Here is a 17,450-nt window from a genome sequence, read left to right as displayed (position 1 = left end):
ATGACCTCAAAAAATCGCCGTGATTTTCTGCGCTCCGCCGCGCAAGCCGCTGGTTCCGCTACCGCGCTGAGCATGTTGCCGCTGGGCATTCGCAACGCGCTCGCCATTCCAGCCAACAACCGGACCGGCTCGCTTTACGACGTCGAACACATCGTCGTGCTGATGCAGGAAAACCGTTCCTTCGATCACTACTTCGGCACGCTCAAAGGCGTACGCGGTTTCGGCGATACGCGCGCGATCAATCTGCCGAGTGGCCAGCCGGTTTGGTATCAACCGCTCGCGGCGGATGCCGCAAACGCAGAATACGTGCTGCCGTTCCATCCTACTGCGCCGAACCTGGGCCTGCAGTTCCTGCAGGATCTCGCGCACGACTGGGGCAGCACGCACGCGGCCTGGAACGGCGGCCGCTACGATCAATGGGTGCCCGCCAAGGGCGCGCTCACGATGGCCTACCTCACGCGCGACGACATCCCGTTTCACTACCAGCTCGCCGACGCGTTCACGATCTGCGACGCGTACCACTGCTCGACGATGACCTCGACGGACCCGAACCGCTACTACATGTGGACCGGCTGGGTCGGCAACGACGGCAGCGGCGGCGGCCCGGTGCTCGACAACTCGGAGCTCGGCTACGGCTGGTCCACCTATCCGGAAGTGCTGCAGAACGCGGGCATCTCGTGGAAGATCTATCAGGACATCGGCATCGGTCTCGACGGCAACGGTGCGTGGGGCTGGACGCAGAACCCGTACATCGGCAACTACGGCGACAACTCGCTGCTCTACTTCAACCAGTACCGCACCGCGCAGCCCGGCAATCCGCTCTATGACAACGCGCGCACCGGCACCAACGCGGCCAAAGGCGACGATTTCTTCGACATCCTCAAGCGCGACGTGCAGAACAACTCACTGCCGCAAGTGTCGTGGATCGTCGCGCCCGAAGCGTACTCCGAGCATCCGAACTGGCCTTCGAATTACGGCGCGTGGTACGTCGATCAGGTCTTGCAGGTTCTCACGTCGAATCCCGATGTGTGGAGCAAGACCGTGCTGCTGATCAACTTCGACGAGAACGACGGCTTCTTCGATCACATCGCGCCGCCTTTCCCGGCGGCGTCGAACGCCAACGGCCTGTCGACCGTCGACATCAGCAACGAAATCTATCCGGGCGATGCGAAAAATGCCGCAGGCCCCTACGGCCTCGGGCCGCGTGTGCCGATGCTGGTCGTGTCACCGTGGTCGAAAGGCGGCTACGTGTGCTCGGAAGTGTTCGACCATACGTCGGTGATCCGCTTCATCGAAAAGCGTTTCGGCCAGCAGCACAATCTCGGCGAATCGAACATCACGCCGTGGCGTCGCGCGGTGTGCGGCGATCTGCTGTCGGCGTTCAATTTCAGTAATCCGAACGACGCGTTCCCGACCCTGCCGAGCACGAACGCCTACGTGCCGCCCGATCAGAACCGCCATCCGGATTACGTGCCGCAACCGCCGGCCGCGCAGGCGCTGCCGAAGCAGGAAGCCGGCGTCCGCCCCGCGCGCGCGTTGCCTTACGAACTGTTCGTGCGCGTGCACGGCGACGGCTCGGCGAAGCAGTTGACGATGCGCTTCGTCAACACCGGCCGCGCCGGCGCGGTGTTCCTCGTCTACGCCGCGCAGGGTGGCGACGCGCCGCGCACCTATACGGTCGAAGCCGGCAAGCGGCTGCAGGATCAGTTGCCGCTGGATGCCGACGGCAGCTACGACTTCACCGTGCACGGCCCGAACGGTTTTCTGCGGCGTTTCGCGGGCAAAGCGGTTGCGCGTAACTGGTGGAACGGCTCGGACATCGCGCGGCCGGAAATCGCCGAGGGTTACGACGTAGCGAACGGCAATCTGCAACTGCGGCTCGAAAACGTGGGCAGCGCGCGTTGCCAGTTCACGATCGTCAACGCGTACGACGCCGGCAACGTGATCAAGCATTCGGTGCGCGGCGGCGATACCGAACAGCTCTACCTCGATTTGCGCAATGCGCACGGCTGGTACGACCTCGCGATCACGGTCGATACCGACACGGCGTTCGTGCGGCGCCTCGCCGGCCATGTGGAGACTGGCAAGAGCAGCATGAGCGATCCGGCGCTGGGCAGTTGAGCATTGATCACAAGGTTGACGGGTCAAATGAGCGGCCGCCGCCGGCTTCGCGGCGTAGCGTAGTAACGAACTAGTCGCGTTGTTGTCGGTTGAATACAGCGCTTGGCGAGCGTATGCCGCCGGGCGCTATTTCTTTCGGCGTCTGGTTCTTTCGGCGTCTGCTCAAGACATGCGGCGCGCGAAAAAAACATTCAGCGCCGCGCCGCCGCATGCGGCTCGCCAAACAACATTCACAGCGCGGTGTCCGCCTCACTGGTCGCTTCGCGCGGCGGCATGGTGATCGGCGAAGTCATCACGACGATGAGCGAGATCCAGCACGCGTCGGTGAAGATCGCCGACATCATCGGCGTGATCGACGGGATTGCGTTTCAGACCAACATTCTCGCGCTGAACGCGGCGGTGGAAGCCGCGCGCGCCGGCGAACAGGGCCGCGAAAGAGATCAAGGCGTTGATCGAAGCTACCGTCGCGAGCGTGACGTCGGGCTCGGGGTCAGATGCGCCAGGCCGGCGAAACGATGACGGAGATCGTCACCAGCGTCGCGAGCGTGACGACCATCATTTCCGAAATCACCCAGGCGGCTAACGAACAGACGCGTGGCATTCAGGAAGTGAATCGCGCGGTCAGCCAGCTCGACGAGATGTTTCAGCAGAATGCGGCACTGCTCGAGCAATCGACAGCGGCGGCGGCCGCGTTGCAAAGCCAGGCGGTGAGTCTCGCCAGCGCGGTAACGCAGTTCAAGCTGGATTAAGGCGGCGGCTGGTGCGCGGGCGCTATTGCTGGTTATCCGGTAGTGTGCGCTACGCGGCGCTCGTCATGCCGCTCACGCCGCTCACGACTCGAAGTCGAGTCCACCGAGTAACGTCACCGGTTCGCCCTGCGTGTGCGACAGGAAATCCAGTTCACGCGCGTGGGTCCACGCTGTCAGCTTGCGCGGCAGCGCGGCGAGATAGTTGGCGAAGCGCGTCTGCCCGTGCGCGCCCATCAACCGCTCGATCTCGTCGCTGTCCCAGGTCAGAAACAGATTCAACGGATGCGGATAGTGGCCCAGATCGTCGAGCTGCGTCGCGTAAATGCGCACGCGAGTGGGATGCCCAGGTCCGCCGTACGGCAGCACTTCGGTATGCACGGTGGCCGCGAAATACGCGGCAATCGCCTCGGCGATACGAGGCGCAAACTGTTGATCGAATCGGGCGGCATTCTCCGGACGCATCTGTGTCTCCGACGTTATGCTTTGCGCAATCAGCGGAGCATCGTAGCATGCGAGCGGGGCCGTACCTGTCGCGTATCCGCGGCGGCTTTGGTGGAAGGCGAATGCGCCGACGCCAATGCATAGCCGCCGCCTCGTCACACAACTCACGCGCATCAAACCGTCTTCAGAATTCGCGGCCTCGTTTCGTTCACCGCCCCTGCCAACTCGGGCATCGCATCAGGAACGCTCGCGCCCTTCTCCTTTTCCGTGCGCATCGACAGATAGCGCAGACAGCACACCCGCAAAAACGACGCGAAGTTGGTCGGCATCTCGCCGCGCAGTGCAATCAGCTCGTCATACAGCTTCACGGCGAACTGACTGGTCGTCATCCCTTCGCGCGCGGCGATTTCGCACAACACGTCCCAGAACAGATTTTCCAGCCGCACGGTCGTGATCACACCGTGAATCCGCAATGAACGCGTGCGCGATTCATACAGGATCGGATCGGCGTCGATATAAATCCCACACATGGCGTGCACTCCCTGTCTTGACTCGGATATGCCGTGGCTCGCCTCGCGCCGCCACCGCGCCCCGCCTTCGCCAACATACGCCGGCATTCTTCGCCGGGCAATCGCCCCGAACCCGAACGCCGGCCCCACCTCTTGCACCTCTTGCGCCTCTTGCGCCTCTTGCGCCCCTTACACCGCGCGTTTGCCCATCTGCGCCGCGATGTGATCGGCCTGGCGAATCGCCAGCGTGACGATCGTCAGCGTCGGATTTTCCGCCGCGCCGGTGGTGAACTGGCTGCCGTCCGAGATGAACAGGTTCGACACCTCGTGCGTCTGGCCGAAGCTGTTGCACACGCCGTCGTCGGCGCGCGCGCTCATGCGCGCGGTGCCGAGATTGTGCGTCGACGGATACGGCGGCACGCGATACACGGTCTTCGCACCGGCCGCCTCGTACACCGCGCTGCCCTGTTTGAACGCGTGCTCGCGCATCGCTTCGTCGTTCGGATGATCGTCGAAATGCACGTTGGGGACCGGCTGGCCGTATTGATCCTTCACGTCCGCATTCAACGTCACGCGATTGTTCTCGCGCGGCATATCCTCGCCGACGATCCACATGCCCGCCGTGTACGCGTACTGATCCATTGCCTGTGTGAACTTCGGTCCCCATGCGCCGGGGTCGAGAAAGGCCGCATAAAACGGCAGCCCGAGCGAAACGGTCTCCATGTGATAGCCGCCCGCGAAGCCGCGCTTCGGATTGAACACCGCTTCGTCCTCGATGATGCCTGCCATCGTGGTGCCCTTGAACATGTCCACCTTGTCGTTGAACACCGCGTACACCGAGCCCGTGGTGTGACGCATGTAGTTGCGTCCCAGTTGTCCCGAGCCGTTCGCGAGACCTTGCGGGAACTTGCTCGAATGCGAGTTCAGCAACAGGCGCGGCGTCTCGATCGCATTGCCGGCCACCGCGACGATGCGCGCCTTCTGCCGCTGCAATTTGCCGTTGCCGTCGTAGTAGAGCACCTCCTTCGCCTTGCCGCGCGCGTCGGTATCGATCCGCACCACGTGCGCCTGGGTGCGCAACTCCATATGTCCGGTGGCCTGCGCGCGCGGCAGCTCGGTGTAGAGCGTGGACCACTTCGCGCCCGTGCGGCAGCCCTGAAAGCAGAAGCCGCGCTGGAAGCAATGCGCGCGATCGTCGCGCACCACGCTGTTGATCGCCATGTGCCCGGTATTGCACTCCTTGTAGCCGACCTTCATCGCGCCGGCCGACATCACCTTGAAGTTGTTATTGGCCGGCAGGCCCGGCAGACCGTTGGTGCGCGTCACGCCCAACTTCTGCTGCGCGCGGTCGTAGTACGGGTCGAGCTCTTCGCGCGTGAGCGGCCAGTCGAGCAGATTGGCGTCCTTGATATCGCCATAGGTGGTCCTCGCCTTGAACTCGTGCGGCTGGATGCGCAGGCTCGCGCCGGCCCAGTGCGTGGTCGTGCCGCCGACCGTCTTGCAGATCCATGCGGGCAGATTCGGAAAGTCTTTGGCGACGCGCCAGCTGCCCGACGTGGTGCGTTTGTCGAGCCACGACAGCAACTGGAACGAACCCCACTCGTCGGTCGTGAAGTCGGCCTGCGTATGCAGCTTGCCCGCCTCCAGCACGACGACGTCGATACCCTTCTGCGCCAGTTCGTTCGCAAGCGTGCCGCCACCCGCGCCCGATCCGATGATCACGACGACCTTGTCGTCGTTGTGCGAAAAACGCACCTTGTTGTTGTCCTGATTCATGTCCTGTCTCCGTTGTACTGGTTATTCAGCTATCCGTAGGAATCGGGCCGCTCGCACCGGGCGGTGGATCAGGCAGCCACGACAGGCTGTTGAACCCGTGCGTCAGATAGCCGCCGTCGCCGGCCGATGCGCCGTAGCCGAAATGCGCATACGCCATCGTGTTGCTGTACAGCGAGACCACGGCCGTGCTGCGCACCGTGTTGAAGAACGGCAATCCCGCGAGCGCCGCGACGTCTTCAGCCTGCGCGGCGGGCGCTCGCGTGAGCCAGTTCGAACCGGCTTTTGCGTCGAGCTGTTTGACGCCGTCCGTGAGTTGCTGACGCACCGCCGGATCGGCCTTGGCTTTCGTGTCGAGGTCCTTGACCACCAGCGCGTAGACCGCGTTGTCGAGCGTCGGGTGCGGATAGAGCTGGCGCGTGAATGCAAGGATCACGTCGCCCTGATGTGTGTCGAGCCCTTGCAGTTCGAGCGCCCACGAGCGGCTCGGCGCGAGCGTCGCCAATACAGAAGAAAACGCCAGCGTGCCCATCAGCACGCCGCTGCCCTTCAGCAGTTCGCGCCGCGTGAGCGGGATGCGCAGCGCGGCGGCGCCAGCTTGCGCGGTGTGCTCGTCATGAGCGTGTTCGTGGGGATGCGCGGACTGTGCGTGATCGGACGCGACGATCGGAATGACCGTTGTCTTCATGTTTGTCTCCTTGTGGGGTGTTGCAACTGCTCGCGGCGGCCGCCTCTTTGACTTCTGCTATTGATAGTGGCCGTAACGTTCCAGCACTTCGATCTTGTAGCCGTCAGGGTCCTGAATGAAAAAGTAGCGCGCCAGCAATTCGCCGTTGTCGCGGTGGAATTCGCGCAGGTCGTTGGGCGTCATGCCGAGATCGAGCAGACGCTGCCATTCGCTTTTCGCATCGTCGACGCAGACCGCGACGTGACCGTAGCCGTCGCCGTGCGAATACGGTTCGGCGCGGTCTTTATTCCAGGTCAGTTCGATCTCGGCGTCGGCTTCGTCGTTACGCAGATAAACGAGCGCGAACTCCGGAAAGTCGAGCCGGTGCGCCACGTCAAAATTGAAAGCCTTTTGGTAGAACTCCAGCGAACGCGGCAGATCGCGCACGCGGATCATCGTGTGGATGAGTTTGGCCATTGGTGTCTCCTCCTGTGTAAATCCAGTTTAGAAGCCCGCCAATGCGTGTGGTAATGCACGGCTAAATCGCGCCAGGGACTTGCCCTATGTTGCACGCGCGTCGAGAGCATCGCTTTCGACGGCGCGTGGAGCGCGCATGCGGCGATGGACGTGACACCGCGCCTGGTTGCAATGCAACAGGCGCGGCTGGCGAGTGGCCATCTGCTGGCTCTCAGTTCTTTGCAGCGGGACCCTGCGCATCCCGCACGAGCCCCTCGCGCAACGTCTTGCGGATCACCTTGCCCGTCGCCGTCAACGGCAGGCTGTCGACAAAGCGGATCTCGCGCGGATACTCATGCGCGGCCAGCCGCGTTTTGACATGCTGCTGGATCTCGCGCACCAACGCTTCATCGCCGACGAAGCCAGGCTTGAGCACCACGAATGCCATCACGATCTCAGTACGCTCGCGATCCGGCGCGCCGATCACCGCGGCCATCGCGACGGCCGGATGACGCAGCAGCGAATCCTCGATCGACGCCGGTCCGATCCGGTAGCCGGCGCTCGTGATCACGTCGTCGCCGCGGCCGACGAAGCGGATGAAGCCGTCCGCGTCGCGCATGCCGAGATCGCCGGTCAACAGAAAGTTGCCGCGGAATTTTTCGCGTGTCGCCGGCTCGTTGCGCCAGTAGCCGAGGAACATCACCGGGTCGGGCGCGGCCACTGCGATATCGCCGATCGCGCCAGGCGGCAGTTCGTTGCCGTTCGCATCGACGATCGCAACGCGATGCCCCGGCACCGCGCGGCCGATCGCGCCGAAGCGCGGCTCGAACAGCGCCGCGCACGACGACACCACGACGTTGCATTCGGTTTGCCCATAGAACTCGTTGATCGTCACGCCCAGCGCCTTGCGGCCCCAGCCGATCAGTTCCTCGCCGAGCGATTCGCCGCCGCTCGCGACCGAGCGCAGCGCGAGCGTCCAGCGCTCGGGCCGCTCGACGCCGCGCATCATCTTCAGCGCGGTCGGCGGCAGGAACGTATGCGAAACTGCGTGACGCGCAAGCAGATCGAACGCGGCCTCGCCGTCGAATTTCGCAAAGCGGCGCGCAAGCACGGCGACGCCGTGATGCCAAGACGGCAACAGCACGTCGAACAGCCCGCCAATCCATGCCCAGTCCGCCGGCGTCCACATCAGCGTGGCGTGAGCGGGAAAGCCCTGCTGCGAGATCTCGACACCCGGCAGATGGCCGGGCAGCACGCGGTGTCCGTGCAACGCGCCCTTCGGTTTGCCGGTCGTGCCCGACGTGTAGATGATGATCGCGGGATCGTCGGCACCGGTGTCGGCCGGTCGGAAATCGGCGGAAGCGCTTTCGAGCGCGCGCCAGAAGGAACGCACGGGCGCGGCCGGGTCCACATGATCCTGTTCGGCGTCCACGCTAAACACGTTGCGCAGCTCGGGCAACGCCGCGCGAATTTCGTCGATCTTCTGCACGCCCGCGTGATCGGTGATCAGCGCGACGGCGCCGCTGTCGCCGAGACGATGTTCGAGCGCATCGACACCGAAGAGCGCAAACAGCGGCACGGCCACCATGCCCGCCTTGTACGCGGCGAGATGCGCGATGGCCGTTTCGATCGATTGTGACAGGAAGATGCCGACGCGGTCGCCGCGCTGCGCGCCGCTCGCCTGCAACGCGTTCGCGAAACGGTCGGACAGCGTCTTCAACTGATCGAACGTGTAATGCGTCGCGCGGCTGTCGGCGTCTTCGTAAATCAGCGCGAGCCGGCCCGAACCGTCGGCCCATTTGTCGCACACGTCGACGCCGATGTTGTAGCGCGCCGGAATGCGCCATGCGAAGTTTGCCGTCAGCGAATCGTAGGTGTGGCCTTCGAGGTTCATCGTGTCTCCTTCGTGTCGCTGTATGGTTTGCGCGTTCCTGGTGCACAAGTTGCGCCGCATGCACCGTTGAATTCGATCGTACGCTTCGCGCTTCGCGTCTGGGCGCATCGAGGTCGCGACGTTGCGTACCGAAACAGGGTACTCATGCGCCACTGAACTCGGCACGTATGACATTCGCTACTTGCTTTCAGACCGCGCTTGCTACTCGACCTCATCGTTTCGCGACAACGCGTGTGCGATTACGGCCTTCTGTCTGGTGAGTGCAATCCGCTCGCGTAGTATCCGGGAGAGTAGCTGTGCCCGGAGCCTTGCGCCTGTCATATCCGCAAGGCGGCGCGCATCCCGCGGAGTGACCTCTCTGGATACGCTATGAGCCAGGCAAGATTTGCGTCGTTTTGGCATGGCCCCGAACTCTCGCCGTACGAAGTGGCGAGTCTGCGTTCGTTCACCGCTTATGGCAGCGCGGTGTCACTCTACAGTTATGAGGCGATCAAGGATCTGCCGGCCGGCGTGATGGCGAAAGATGCACGCGAAATTCTCCCGCCTGATGCGCTGAACGATTTCCCGATTAAAGGCGTGCCTTCGATCGCGCATTTCTCGGATTACTTCCGTTTCGCGATGTTCACCAAGACGGACGAGATCTGGATTGATACCGACATGCTGCTGCTGCGGGATTTCGACCTCGATGCCCCCGGCGACCTGATCGGCAGGGGGACATCCAACAGCCTCGGCACGGCGCTGCTACGCCTCAGCCCGAAAGACCCTCGTTTACAGCAGTTGCTCCTGCGGATCGAGGCAATGAAGCGGACCAACGCCCGCTGGGGCGACACGGGTCCGCACCTTCTGACCGCCGTCTACAGCATGCAGGCCGGCCTGCCCGCAAGCCTCTTCTACCCCGTGCATATCGACGACTACTACAAGGTGTTTCTGCCGCGGCATCTGGACGAGTGTTCGGCGTGGTGCGCTGACTCATACGCACTGCACCTCTGGAACAATTGCCTGGTCAAGGCGGGAATCTTCAAGCGCATTGGACCGCCGGCCGGTTCGTTCCTGCATCAGCTATTTGCCGGAACAGGCGTGAACGCTTTATTCCGCGAGTTCTATCCGGCCGACGTGATGCAAACGATGATCAACAACGCGGTCGAGAAAGTCGGACGCGACGACGGCGTGCGCAAGCTGTTGCACGTAGGCGTGCCGTTGATCATAACGGCGATTGGACGCAAGCTTGGCGGGTGAGCCGGGGGCGCTTCGATTGCGACAAGTCACATCCAACGCCGCGCCGCCCCTTCACCTCCGCCATCCCTGGCAATCAGGCCGCCGCGCCCCGGCCGGTCCCATGCGCCTCTTGCAAGATGAACTCGATAAACGTCGCGGCCGCACGCGTGTGATGCCGGTTCGGCATATAGAGCATGTACATATGCGTGCCGAAAATGCTCAGGCGCCATTCATCGAGCGCCGTCACCACGTCGCCGCGTTTCAGATCGTCCTGCACCACGTAGTCCGGCACGAGCCCCACGCCAAGTCCCGCGAGCACCGCCTGGCGCAAGAACAGAAAGTTCTCGGAGATGATGGCCGGCTCCAGCAGCACTTCGTGCCGCTCGTCGCGCAGATAAGCGGCCACGCGTAACTGCCTGCCGACCACGGCCGCCGTGATCAGCGGCGCGGTGCGCAGATCGTCGAGCTTCGCGGGCATCCCGTGCGTATGCGCAAAAGCCGGCGACGCGCACGCCACGTAACTCACCGGCCCCATGTCGCGGGCGACCAGATTTTGCGGCGGCTCGGACATCACGCGCACGGCGATATCGACTTCGTCGCGCATCAGGTCCTCGACGCGGTTCTCGAACATCACGTCCAGCACGATGCCGGGATAAAGCCGCTTGAACGCGATCAGCCAGTCGGACATCACGAGTTGGCCGTAGCCGCTCGGCACACTGAGCCGCACGCGGCCCTGCAGGCTCTTGCCGAGCATCGTGACGGACTCGCGCGCGGCGAGCAGCGCGTTCTGGATGGTGCGGCCATGTTCGTAGAGCTGCAGACCGATTTCGGTCGGTTCGACCCGGCGCGTGGTGCGCCTGACCAGTTGCAGCCCGATCGAGCGCTCCAGCTGATTGAGGTGATAGCTGACGTTCGCGCGGCTCATTTTCAGCCGCCGCGCGGCTTCGCTCAGGTTGCCGGCGTCGAGGATATCCACCAGCAAGGTCAGGGAATTGACATCCATCGCGGCGCCTTTGTCAAAGTAATTTTGACAGTCTGTCAACCGTCCATGTGATTGTCAACAAACCTTGACCGATCCACAATCGGGACAATTCGCCAAGCCCCCGGTTGCCTCGCCCGAGGCGCGGTCCGATGTCCGCTTGAGCCCCTGTTTCAACCCGATAACAGTCAGGAGACGACACCATGCCCCCCAACCCCTCGGCCGACGTTGTCACACGTGAATTGTGCGGCAAGGTGCTGCTGGTGACCATCGATCACGCGCCGGTCAACGCGCTGTCCGCCGACGTGCGGCGGGGCCTGCTCGCCGCGATCGAAGCCGCCGACGCCGACCACGCCGTCGAAGCCGTGCTGATCGTCGGCGCGGGGCGCAACTTCATCGCGGGCGCGGATATCCGCGAGTTCGGCAAACCGCCTGTGCCGCCTTCGCTGCCGGACGTGTGCAACCGCATCGAGGCGTGTACCAAGCCGGTCGTCGCCGCGATTCACGGCGCCGCGCTCGGCGGCGGCCTGGAAGTCGCGCTCGCCGCGCACTACCGCATCGCCGTCGACGGCGCGAAGCTCGGACTGCCCGAAGTGCAGCTCGGCCTGCTGCCGGGCGCGGGCGGCACGCAGCGCACGCCGCGTTTGATCGGCGCGGCAGCGGCCCTCGATCTGATCCTCAGCGGCCGGCACGCCGGCGCGAAGGAGGCGCTCGCGCTGGGCCTCGTCGACCGGCTCGGCAGCAGCGGCGACATCCTCGCCGAAGGGCTCGCCTACGTCCACGAACTGCTGGCCGCGCACGCGCCGGTGCGCCGCGCGCGCGACGCCGCAGCGCTTGATGATGGTGCCGCGGATCGCGCCGCGAGCCTCGCCGCCGTCGCAACGGCGCGCGCGGAAACCGCGAAGAAGTCGCGCGGGCTGTTCTCGCCGCTGAAGATCGTCGAGGCCGTCGAAGCCGCGATCGAACAGCCCTTCGACGAAGGCCTGCGGCTCGAACGCAAACTATTTCTGCAATGTATCGACAGCCCGCAGCGCGCGGGGCTGATTCACGCGTTCTTTGCCGAGCGCGAAGTGCTCAAGGCGCCGGAAACGCGCAACGCCAAACCGCGCGCGCTCGACAGGATCGGCGTGGTGGGCGGCGGCACGATGGGCGCGGGCATCGCGGTCGCGGTGCTCGACGCGGGCCTGCCGGTGACGATGATCGAACGCGACGATGAGTCGCTCGCACGCGGTCGCGCGCACATCGAAAAAGTCTACGATGGCCTGATCGCCAAGGGCCGCTTGGGCGCGGAGAAAAAAGCGGACATCATGACGCGCTGGAGCGGCAGCACGTCATACGATGCGCTCGCCGACACCGACCTCGTGATCGAAGCCGTGTTCGAAGACCTCGCGGTGAAGCAGGCCGTGTTCGCCGAACTGGATCGCGTGTGCAAAGCGGGCGCGGTGCTCGCGACCAACACGTCGTATCTCGACATCGACGCGATCGCGGCCAGCATCTCGCGCCCCGCCGACGTGATCGGCCTGCACTTCTTCTCGCCCGCCAACATCATGAAGCTGCTCGAAGTGGTGGTGCCGACGCAGGTCAAAGCCGACGTGGTCGCCACCGCCTTCGAACTCGCGAAGAAGCTGCGCAAGACGCCGGTGCGCGCGGGCGTGTGCGACGGCTTCATCGGCAACCGCGTGCTCGCGGTGTATCGCAGCGCCGCGGACGCGATGATGGAAGACGGCGCATCGCCGTATCAGATCGACGCCGCCGTGCGCGCCTTCGGCTTTCCGATGGGGCCGTTCCAGGTGGTCGACCTCGCGGGCGGCGACATCGGCTGGGCCACGCGCAAGCGGCGCGCGGCCACCCGCAACCCCTCGGCACGCTACGTGCAGATTGCCGACCGCCTGTGCGAGCGCGGCTGGTTTGGCCAGAAGACCGGGCGCGGCTTTTATCTGTACCCCGAAGGTTCGCGCAGCGGCGCGCCCGACCCGGAAGTCGAGGCGATCATCGACGCCGAGCGTGCCCGCGCGGGCATCACGCCGCGCACGTTCACCGACGAAGAGATCGTGCGCCGCTACATGGCCGCGATGATCAACGAAGGCGCGAACGTCGTGCACGAAGGCATTGCGCTGCGGCCACTGGATGTGGACGTGACCTTCCTGTACGGCTATGGCTTTCCGCGTTATCGCGGCGGCCCGATGAAATATGCGGACATGATCGGCCTGCCGACGATTCTCGCCGACATCCGCGAATTCGCCAAAGAGGACCCGCTGTTCTGGCAAGCGTCGCCGTTGCTGGTCGACCTCGTGGAACGCGGCGCCGATTTCGCGAGCCTGAACCACACGGCCTGAAACGGCTCATCATCTAGCAGATCAGGACCGCTCGCGCATGGCGCGCACCGGTCCGCTTTCCGCTCACTCCGACACGGAACAACCCGCCATGGACCTGAACTTCACTCCCGAAGAAGAAGCCTTTCGCGCCGACGTGCTGGCGTTCCTGCGCGACCGGCTCCCGCAGCGTCTCGCCGACAAAGTGCACGGCGGCCGCCGTCTCACGCGCGACGACATGGCCGAATGGCACGCGATTCTCAATGCGCAAGGCTGGCTCGCCAACCACTGGCCCAAGGAGTACGGCGGCCCTGACTGGAACTCGGTGCAGAAATTCATCTTCGAAAACGAATGCGCGCTGGCCGGCGCGCCGCGGGTGGTGCCGTTCGGCGTCAACATGCTCGGCCCGGTGCTGATCAAGTACGGCAGCGAAGCGCAGAAGCGCCATTGGCTGCCACGCATTCTCGATGGCTCCGACTGGTGGTGCCAGGGCTATTCGGAACCGGGCGCCGGCTCCGATCTCGCGTCGGTCAAGACCAGCGCGGTGCGCGGCATCGATGCGCAAGGCGAGCACTACATCGTCAATGGACAGAAGACGTGGACCACGCTCGGGCACTACGCGAACATGATCTTCTGCCTCGTGCGCACCGCGACCGACGTGCGCAAGCAGGAAGGCATCAGCTTCCTGCTGATCGACATGAATACGCCGGGCGTCGAAGTGCGGCCGATCATCACGCTCGACGGCGAGCACGAAGTCAACGAAGTGTTTTTCACTGACGTGCGCGTGCCGACAGCGAATCTCGTCGGCGAAGAGAACAAAGGCTGGACCTACGCCAAGTATCTGCTCACCTATGAGCGCACGAATATCGCGGGCGTTGGCTTTTCGGTGGCCGCCTTCAATTGTCTGCGCAACATCGCCGCGAAGCAGCGCCGCAACGGCAAGCCTTTGGCGCAAGACCCGGCATTCGCGGCACGCATGGCGCGCGTCGAGATCGACCTGGAGAACATGAAGACCACCAACCTGCGCGTGATCGCGGCCGTGGCGGGCGGCGGCGTACCCGGCGCCGAAAGTTCGATGTTGAAGATTCGCGGCACCGAGATCCGTCAGGAAATCTCGTCGCTCACGCGCCGCGCGATGGGCCAGTATGCGCAGCCGTTCGTCGAGGAGGCCTTGCACGACGGTTTCGAAGGCACGCCGGTCGGCCCCGACGAAGCCGCGAGCGCCGCTTCGCTGTACTTCAACAACCGCAAGCTGTCGATCTTCGGCGGCTCGAACGAAATCCAGAAGAACATCATTTCCAAAATGATCCTCGGACTGTAAGGGGCGCACGTCATGAATTTCCAGCACACCGAAGACCGCCGCATGCTGGCGGATACACTCAACCGATTTGTCACCGAGCAATATCGCTTCGACACGCGCGACCGGATCGCGCGCTCGGTCCAAGGGTTCAGCAGCGATCTATGGAACCGCTTCGCGGAACTTGGCGTGATCGGCGCCCTGTTCGATGAAGCGGACGGCGGGTTTGGCGGCGGCGGCTTCGATATCGCGGTGGTGTTCGAAAGCCTCGGCCGCGGCCTCGTGGTCGAGCCGTTTCTCGATACGCTGATCGTCGGCCGCGCCATCGCGCTCAGCGGCAACGACGCACAGAGAGCGACGCTCGGCGCATTGATCGACGGTTCGCGGATCGTCGCGCTTGCGCACGGCGAGCCGGATTCCCACTATGAACTGTCTCGCGTGACGACGCGCGCGCAGCGCAGCGGCGACATGTGGCAACTGAACGGCGCTAAAGCGGTGGTCCAGCACGGCGAACATGCGTCGCACTTTCTCGTGTCGGCGCGCACCGCAGGCGCCGACGATGCGCAGGAAGGCGTCACGCTCTTTCTCGTGCCGCGCGACGCGAAAGGCGTCGGCGTGCGCGGCTATCGCAAGATCGACGGCGGACGCGCGGCCGAGGTCACGTTCGACAATGTGACGCTCGGCGGCGACGCGTTGCTCGGCGCGGCCGGCGTTGGCTTCGCGACGCTCGAATACGCGATCGGCTGCGGCGTGCTCGCGCTGTGTGCCGAAGCGCTCGGCGCGATGGATGTCGCGAAGGACCACACGCTCGACTATCTGCGCACGCGCAAGCAGTTCGGCGTGCCGATCGGCAGCTTCCAGGCGTTGCAGCATCGGATGGCCGATCTGCTGCTCGAAATCGAGCAGGCGCGCTCGGCGGTGATCAACGCGGCCGCGGCGCTCGGCGCCGAGCGCCGCGTGCGTGAGCGCGCGCTGTCGGCGGCGAAATACAGCATCGGCAGAATCGGCACGCGGGTCGCGGAAGAATGCATCCAGTTGCATGGGGGGATCGGCATGACGTGGGAGCTGCCGCTTGCTCACTATGCGAAGCGTCTCGTGATGATCGATCATCAGCTAGGTGACGAGGACCATCATCTGGAGCGGTTTGTGGCGCTCGGGGCTGCTTGATGAGCGCGTGACCGCCGTGTGAGCGCTCGCGCGGCGCGCGGGCCCGGCTGCCACTGCCTCCGCTGCCGTCAGCCGGCGGAAAAGAACCCAAGCCGTTATTCTGTTAGATTGTTACGCTGGAGCCGCGTCGCGAAACGCCGCTCTACTGCATCCGGAACACGCATCACAGCCGCAAAGACCAGCACGAGCCGAAGTCTGAACCGCTAGCGGAGGAAACGTGGATTTCCTGAAGACGCTTCTCGAGCATCAGCCGTTGATGACGTTGTTCCTCACCATCGCAATCGGCTATTTCATCGGTGAATTCAACGTCAAAGGTTTCTCGCTCGGCGTCGGCGCGGTGCTGTTCGTCGCGCTGGCTGCCGGCTGGTTCGCGCCGAAATCCGCGCCCGCGCCGATGGTCGGCACCATCGGACTCGCGCTCTTCCTCTACACCGTCGGGGTCCAATACGGCACCCAGTTCTTTCTCGGGTTGACCAGCGCGTCCGGCAGGCGCGCAAACCTCCTCGCACTGATCGGCGTATTGTGCGCGGGCGCGATGAGTGTCGCGATCCAGAAGATTCTGCAAATCAACCCGGGCTACGCGCTCGGTCTGTTTGCCGGCGCCGGCACCAGCACCGCCGCGCTGCAGGCGGCGATTGCGACGCTCGGCAACGACGATGCGGCGGTCGGCTATTCGGTTTCCTATCCATTCGGCGTGGCCGGTCCGATCCTGCTGCTTTACCTGGCGTTTCTGATCCGTCCGCAGAAGATCGCGACGGCCACGAACGCCGGCCTCGAACTTCTCGAAATCGCGCTACGCAATCCGGACTTTTGCGGCAAGACGCTCGCCGAAGCGCTCACCGCGCTGCCCTCCGACGTACAGATAGTCGCCGTGCGCAGCGCGCATCACAATGCGACGGCCTCGCCCGAACTCGTGCTGGCGGAGAACGACGTCGTGCTCGCCGTCAGTCCGAACGGCGCGGCGCTTGCCGAAACCCGCAAGCGTCTGGGCGAGACGGCGCCCGGCCGCATGCTGCGCGATCGCGGCGACCTGGATTATCTGCGCGTGTTCGCCTCGCGCGCAAGCGTGGTGGGCCGCGCGCTCGGCGAGCTGACACTGCCCGAAGGGTCGATCGTCGCGCACGTGCGGCGCGGCGACGCCGACATCATGCCGAACCCCGAATTCGTGCTGGAGTATGGCGACCGCGTCGGCCTGCTGACGAAGCGCACCGCGTTTCCGGCACTGCGCGCCTACTTCGGCGATTCGATCAAGGGCACCGCGGAATTCAGCTATATCTCGGTTGGCCTCGGCATGGCGCTCGGTTTCCTGGTCGGCGCGATCCAGCTTCCGCTGCCGGGCATCGGCAAGCTTGCGCTCGGTTTGTGCGGCGTGCTGATCGTGGCGCTCGTGCTGGGCAAAGTGCGCCGCACCGGCAGCATTCACTGGACCATGCCGCTGCCCGCTAACCTCGTGATGCGCAATCTCGGACTGACGATTTTCCTCGCGCAAGTGGGCATGTCGTCGGGACCGCGGTTCGCTGCGACGGTCTCGCAAACCGGTCTGCTGATGCTCGGCCTCGGCGCGCTCGTGCTGCTTGCGCTGGTCGTGCCGATTCTGATTCTGGGGCTGCTGGTGTACCGGCTGCCTTTCGATGAAGTGGCGGGCATCGTCACGGGCGCGTGCGGCAATCCGGCGATCCTCGCGTTCGCCAACAAGCTCACGCCGACCGACAAGCCTGACATCGGCTACGCGATGATTTTCCCGGCGATGACGATCGTGAAGATACTGTTCGTGGATATTCTTCCGGCGATCTGGTGAACGGTTGGTGAAGGTCGAGATTTCGCGCGCCCGAAAAAATTGCGCCGACCTCTTCGAGATCGGCGCGCGTGC

General features: G+C 64.3%; 13 protein-coding genes and 1 pseudogene. 7 read left to right on the top strand and 7 right to left on the bottom strand.

Translation table 11 applies throughout. The features are described 5' to 3' along the window. Both P0D89_RS25710 and P0D89_RS25705 read left to right on the top strand, forming a co-directional pair. A complete protein-coding gene (locus tag P0D89_RS25710; protein ID WP_408357956.1) occupies window positions 1-2,121 on the top strand; it encodes a phosphocholine-specific phospholipase C in 2,121 nt (706 codons plus the stop codon). Between the two features lie 189 nt (window positions 2,122-2,310). Next, a pseudogene (locus tag P0D89_RS25705) lies at window positions 2,311-2,870 on the top strand (methyl-accepting chemotaxis protein); the annotation flags it as partial. 81 nt (window positions 2,871-2,951) lie between these two features. On the opposite strand, the gene P0D89_RS25700 reads toward P0D89_RS25705, so the two are convergent. From P0D89_RS25700 to P0D89_RS25675, 6 genes are all read right to left on the bottom strand, one after another. Beyond that, window positions 2,952-3,332, bottom strand: coding sequence for a DUF5594 family protein (locus tag P0D89_RS25700; RefSeq protein WP_408357957.1), 381 nt, complete (start codon window positions 3,330-3,332; stop codon window positions 2,952-2,954). A 152-nt stretch (window positions 3,333-3,484) separates the two neighbouring features. Continuing rightward, the gene (locus P0D89_RS25695) at window positions 3,485-3,841 is read right to left on the bottom strand and encodes a ribbon-helix-helix domain-containing protein (RefSeq protein ID WP_408357958.1); all 357 of its coding nucleotides are present in this window, start codon (window positions 3,839-3,841) and stop codon (window positions 3,485-3,487) included. A gap of 168 nt (window positions 3,842-4,009) precedes the next feature. Next, window positions 4,010-5,596 (bottom strand): GMC family oxidoreductase, encoded by a 1,587-nt coding sequence (locus tag P0D89_RS25690; RefSeq protein WP_408357959.1) that lies wholly within the window; start codon window positions 5,594-5,596, stop codon window positions 4,010-4,012. Between the two features lie 25 nt (window positions 5,597-5,621). Next, on the bottom strand, window positions 5,622-6,281 hold the full coding sequence (locus tag P0D89_RS25685) for a twin-arginine translocation signal domain-containing protein (protein ID WP_408357960.1): 660 nt from the start codon (window positions 6,279-6,281) through the stop codon (window positions 5,622-5,624). 57 nt (window positions 6,282-6,338) lie between these two features. Next, a complete protein-coding gene (locus tag P0D89_RS25680) occupies window positions 6,339-6,737 on the bottom strand; it encodes a VOC family protein (RefSeq protein ID WP_408357961.1) in 399 nt (132 codons plus the stop codon). Window positions 6,738-6,948: 211 nt separating this feature from the next. Next, a complete protein-coding gene (locus P0D89_RS25675; protein ID WP_408357962.1) occupies window positions 6,949-8,610 on the bottom strand; it encodes an acyl-CoA synthetase in 1,662 nt (553 codons plus the stop codon). A 369-nt stretch (window positions 8,611-8,979) separates the two neighbouring features. Here P0D89_RS25675 and P0D89_RS25670 point away from each other — a divergent pair, with 369 nt between their 5' ends. Then, window positions 8,980-9,846 (top strand): hypothetical protein, encoded by an 867-nt coding sequence (locus P0D89_RS25670; RefSeq protein ID WP_408357963.1) that lies wholly within the window; start codon window positions 8,980-8,982, stop codon window positions 9,844-9,846. Window positions 9,847-9,919: 73 nt separating this feature from the next. On the opposite strand, the gene P0D89_RS25665 is transcribed toward P0D89_RS25670, so the two are convergent. Continuing rightward, window positions 9,920-10,828, bottom strand: a complete 909-nt coding sequence (locus P0D89_RS25665; protein WP_408357964.1) for a LysR family transcriptional regulator — start codon at window positions 10,826-10,828, stop codon at window positions 9,920-9,922. 179 nt (window positions 10,829-11,007) lie between these two features. Between P0D89_RS25665 and P0D89_RS25660 the strand changes: the two genes are divergently transcribed. The 4 genes from P0D89_RS25660 (at window position 11,008) to P0D89_RS25645 (ending at window position 17,378) form a co-directional block, all read left to right on the top strand. Continuing rightward, window positions 11,008-13,140 carry a 3-hydroxyacyl-CoA dehydrogenase NAD-binding domain-containing protein gene (locus tag P0D89_RS25660; protein WP_408357965.1) on the top strand — a complete coding sequence of 711 codons (2,133 nt, stop codon included), beginning with the start codon at window positions 11,008-11,010 and terminating at the stop codon, window positions 13,138-13,140. 88 nt (window positions 13,141-13,228) lie between these two features. Further along, entirely contained in the window at window positions 13,229-14,437 is a 1,209-nt protein-coding gene (locus tag P0D89_RS25655) for an acyl-CoA dehydrogenase family protein (protein ID WP_408357974.1), read from the top strand. 12 nt (window positions 14,438-14,449) lie between these two features. After that, window positions 14,450-15,580, top strand: a complete 1,131-nt coding sequence (locus tag P0D89_RS25650) for an acyl-CoA dehydrogenase family protein (protein ID WP_408357966.1) — start codon at window positions 14,450-14,452, stop codon at window positions 15,578-15,580. Between the two features lie 217 nt (window positions 15,581-15,797). Beyond that, a complete protein-coding gene (locus P0D89_RS25645) occupies window positions 15,798-17,378 on the top strand; it encodes an aspartate:alanine exchanger family transporter (protein ID WP_408357967.1) in 1,581 nt (526 codons plus the stop codon). Window positions 17,379-17,450 lie beyond the last annotated feature (72 nt).

This window comes from Paraburkholderia sp. RL18-085-BIA-A (assembly GCF_046027075.1).
GTDB lineage: Bacteria > Pseudomonadota > Gammaproteobacteria > Burkholderiales > Burkholderiaceae > Paraburkholderia.
This window is presented reverse-complemented; position numbering and strand designations above follow the sequence as displayed.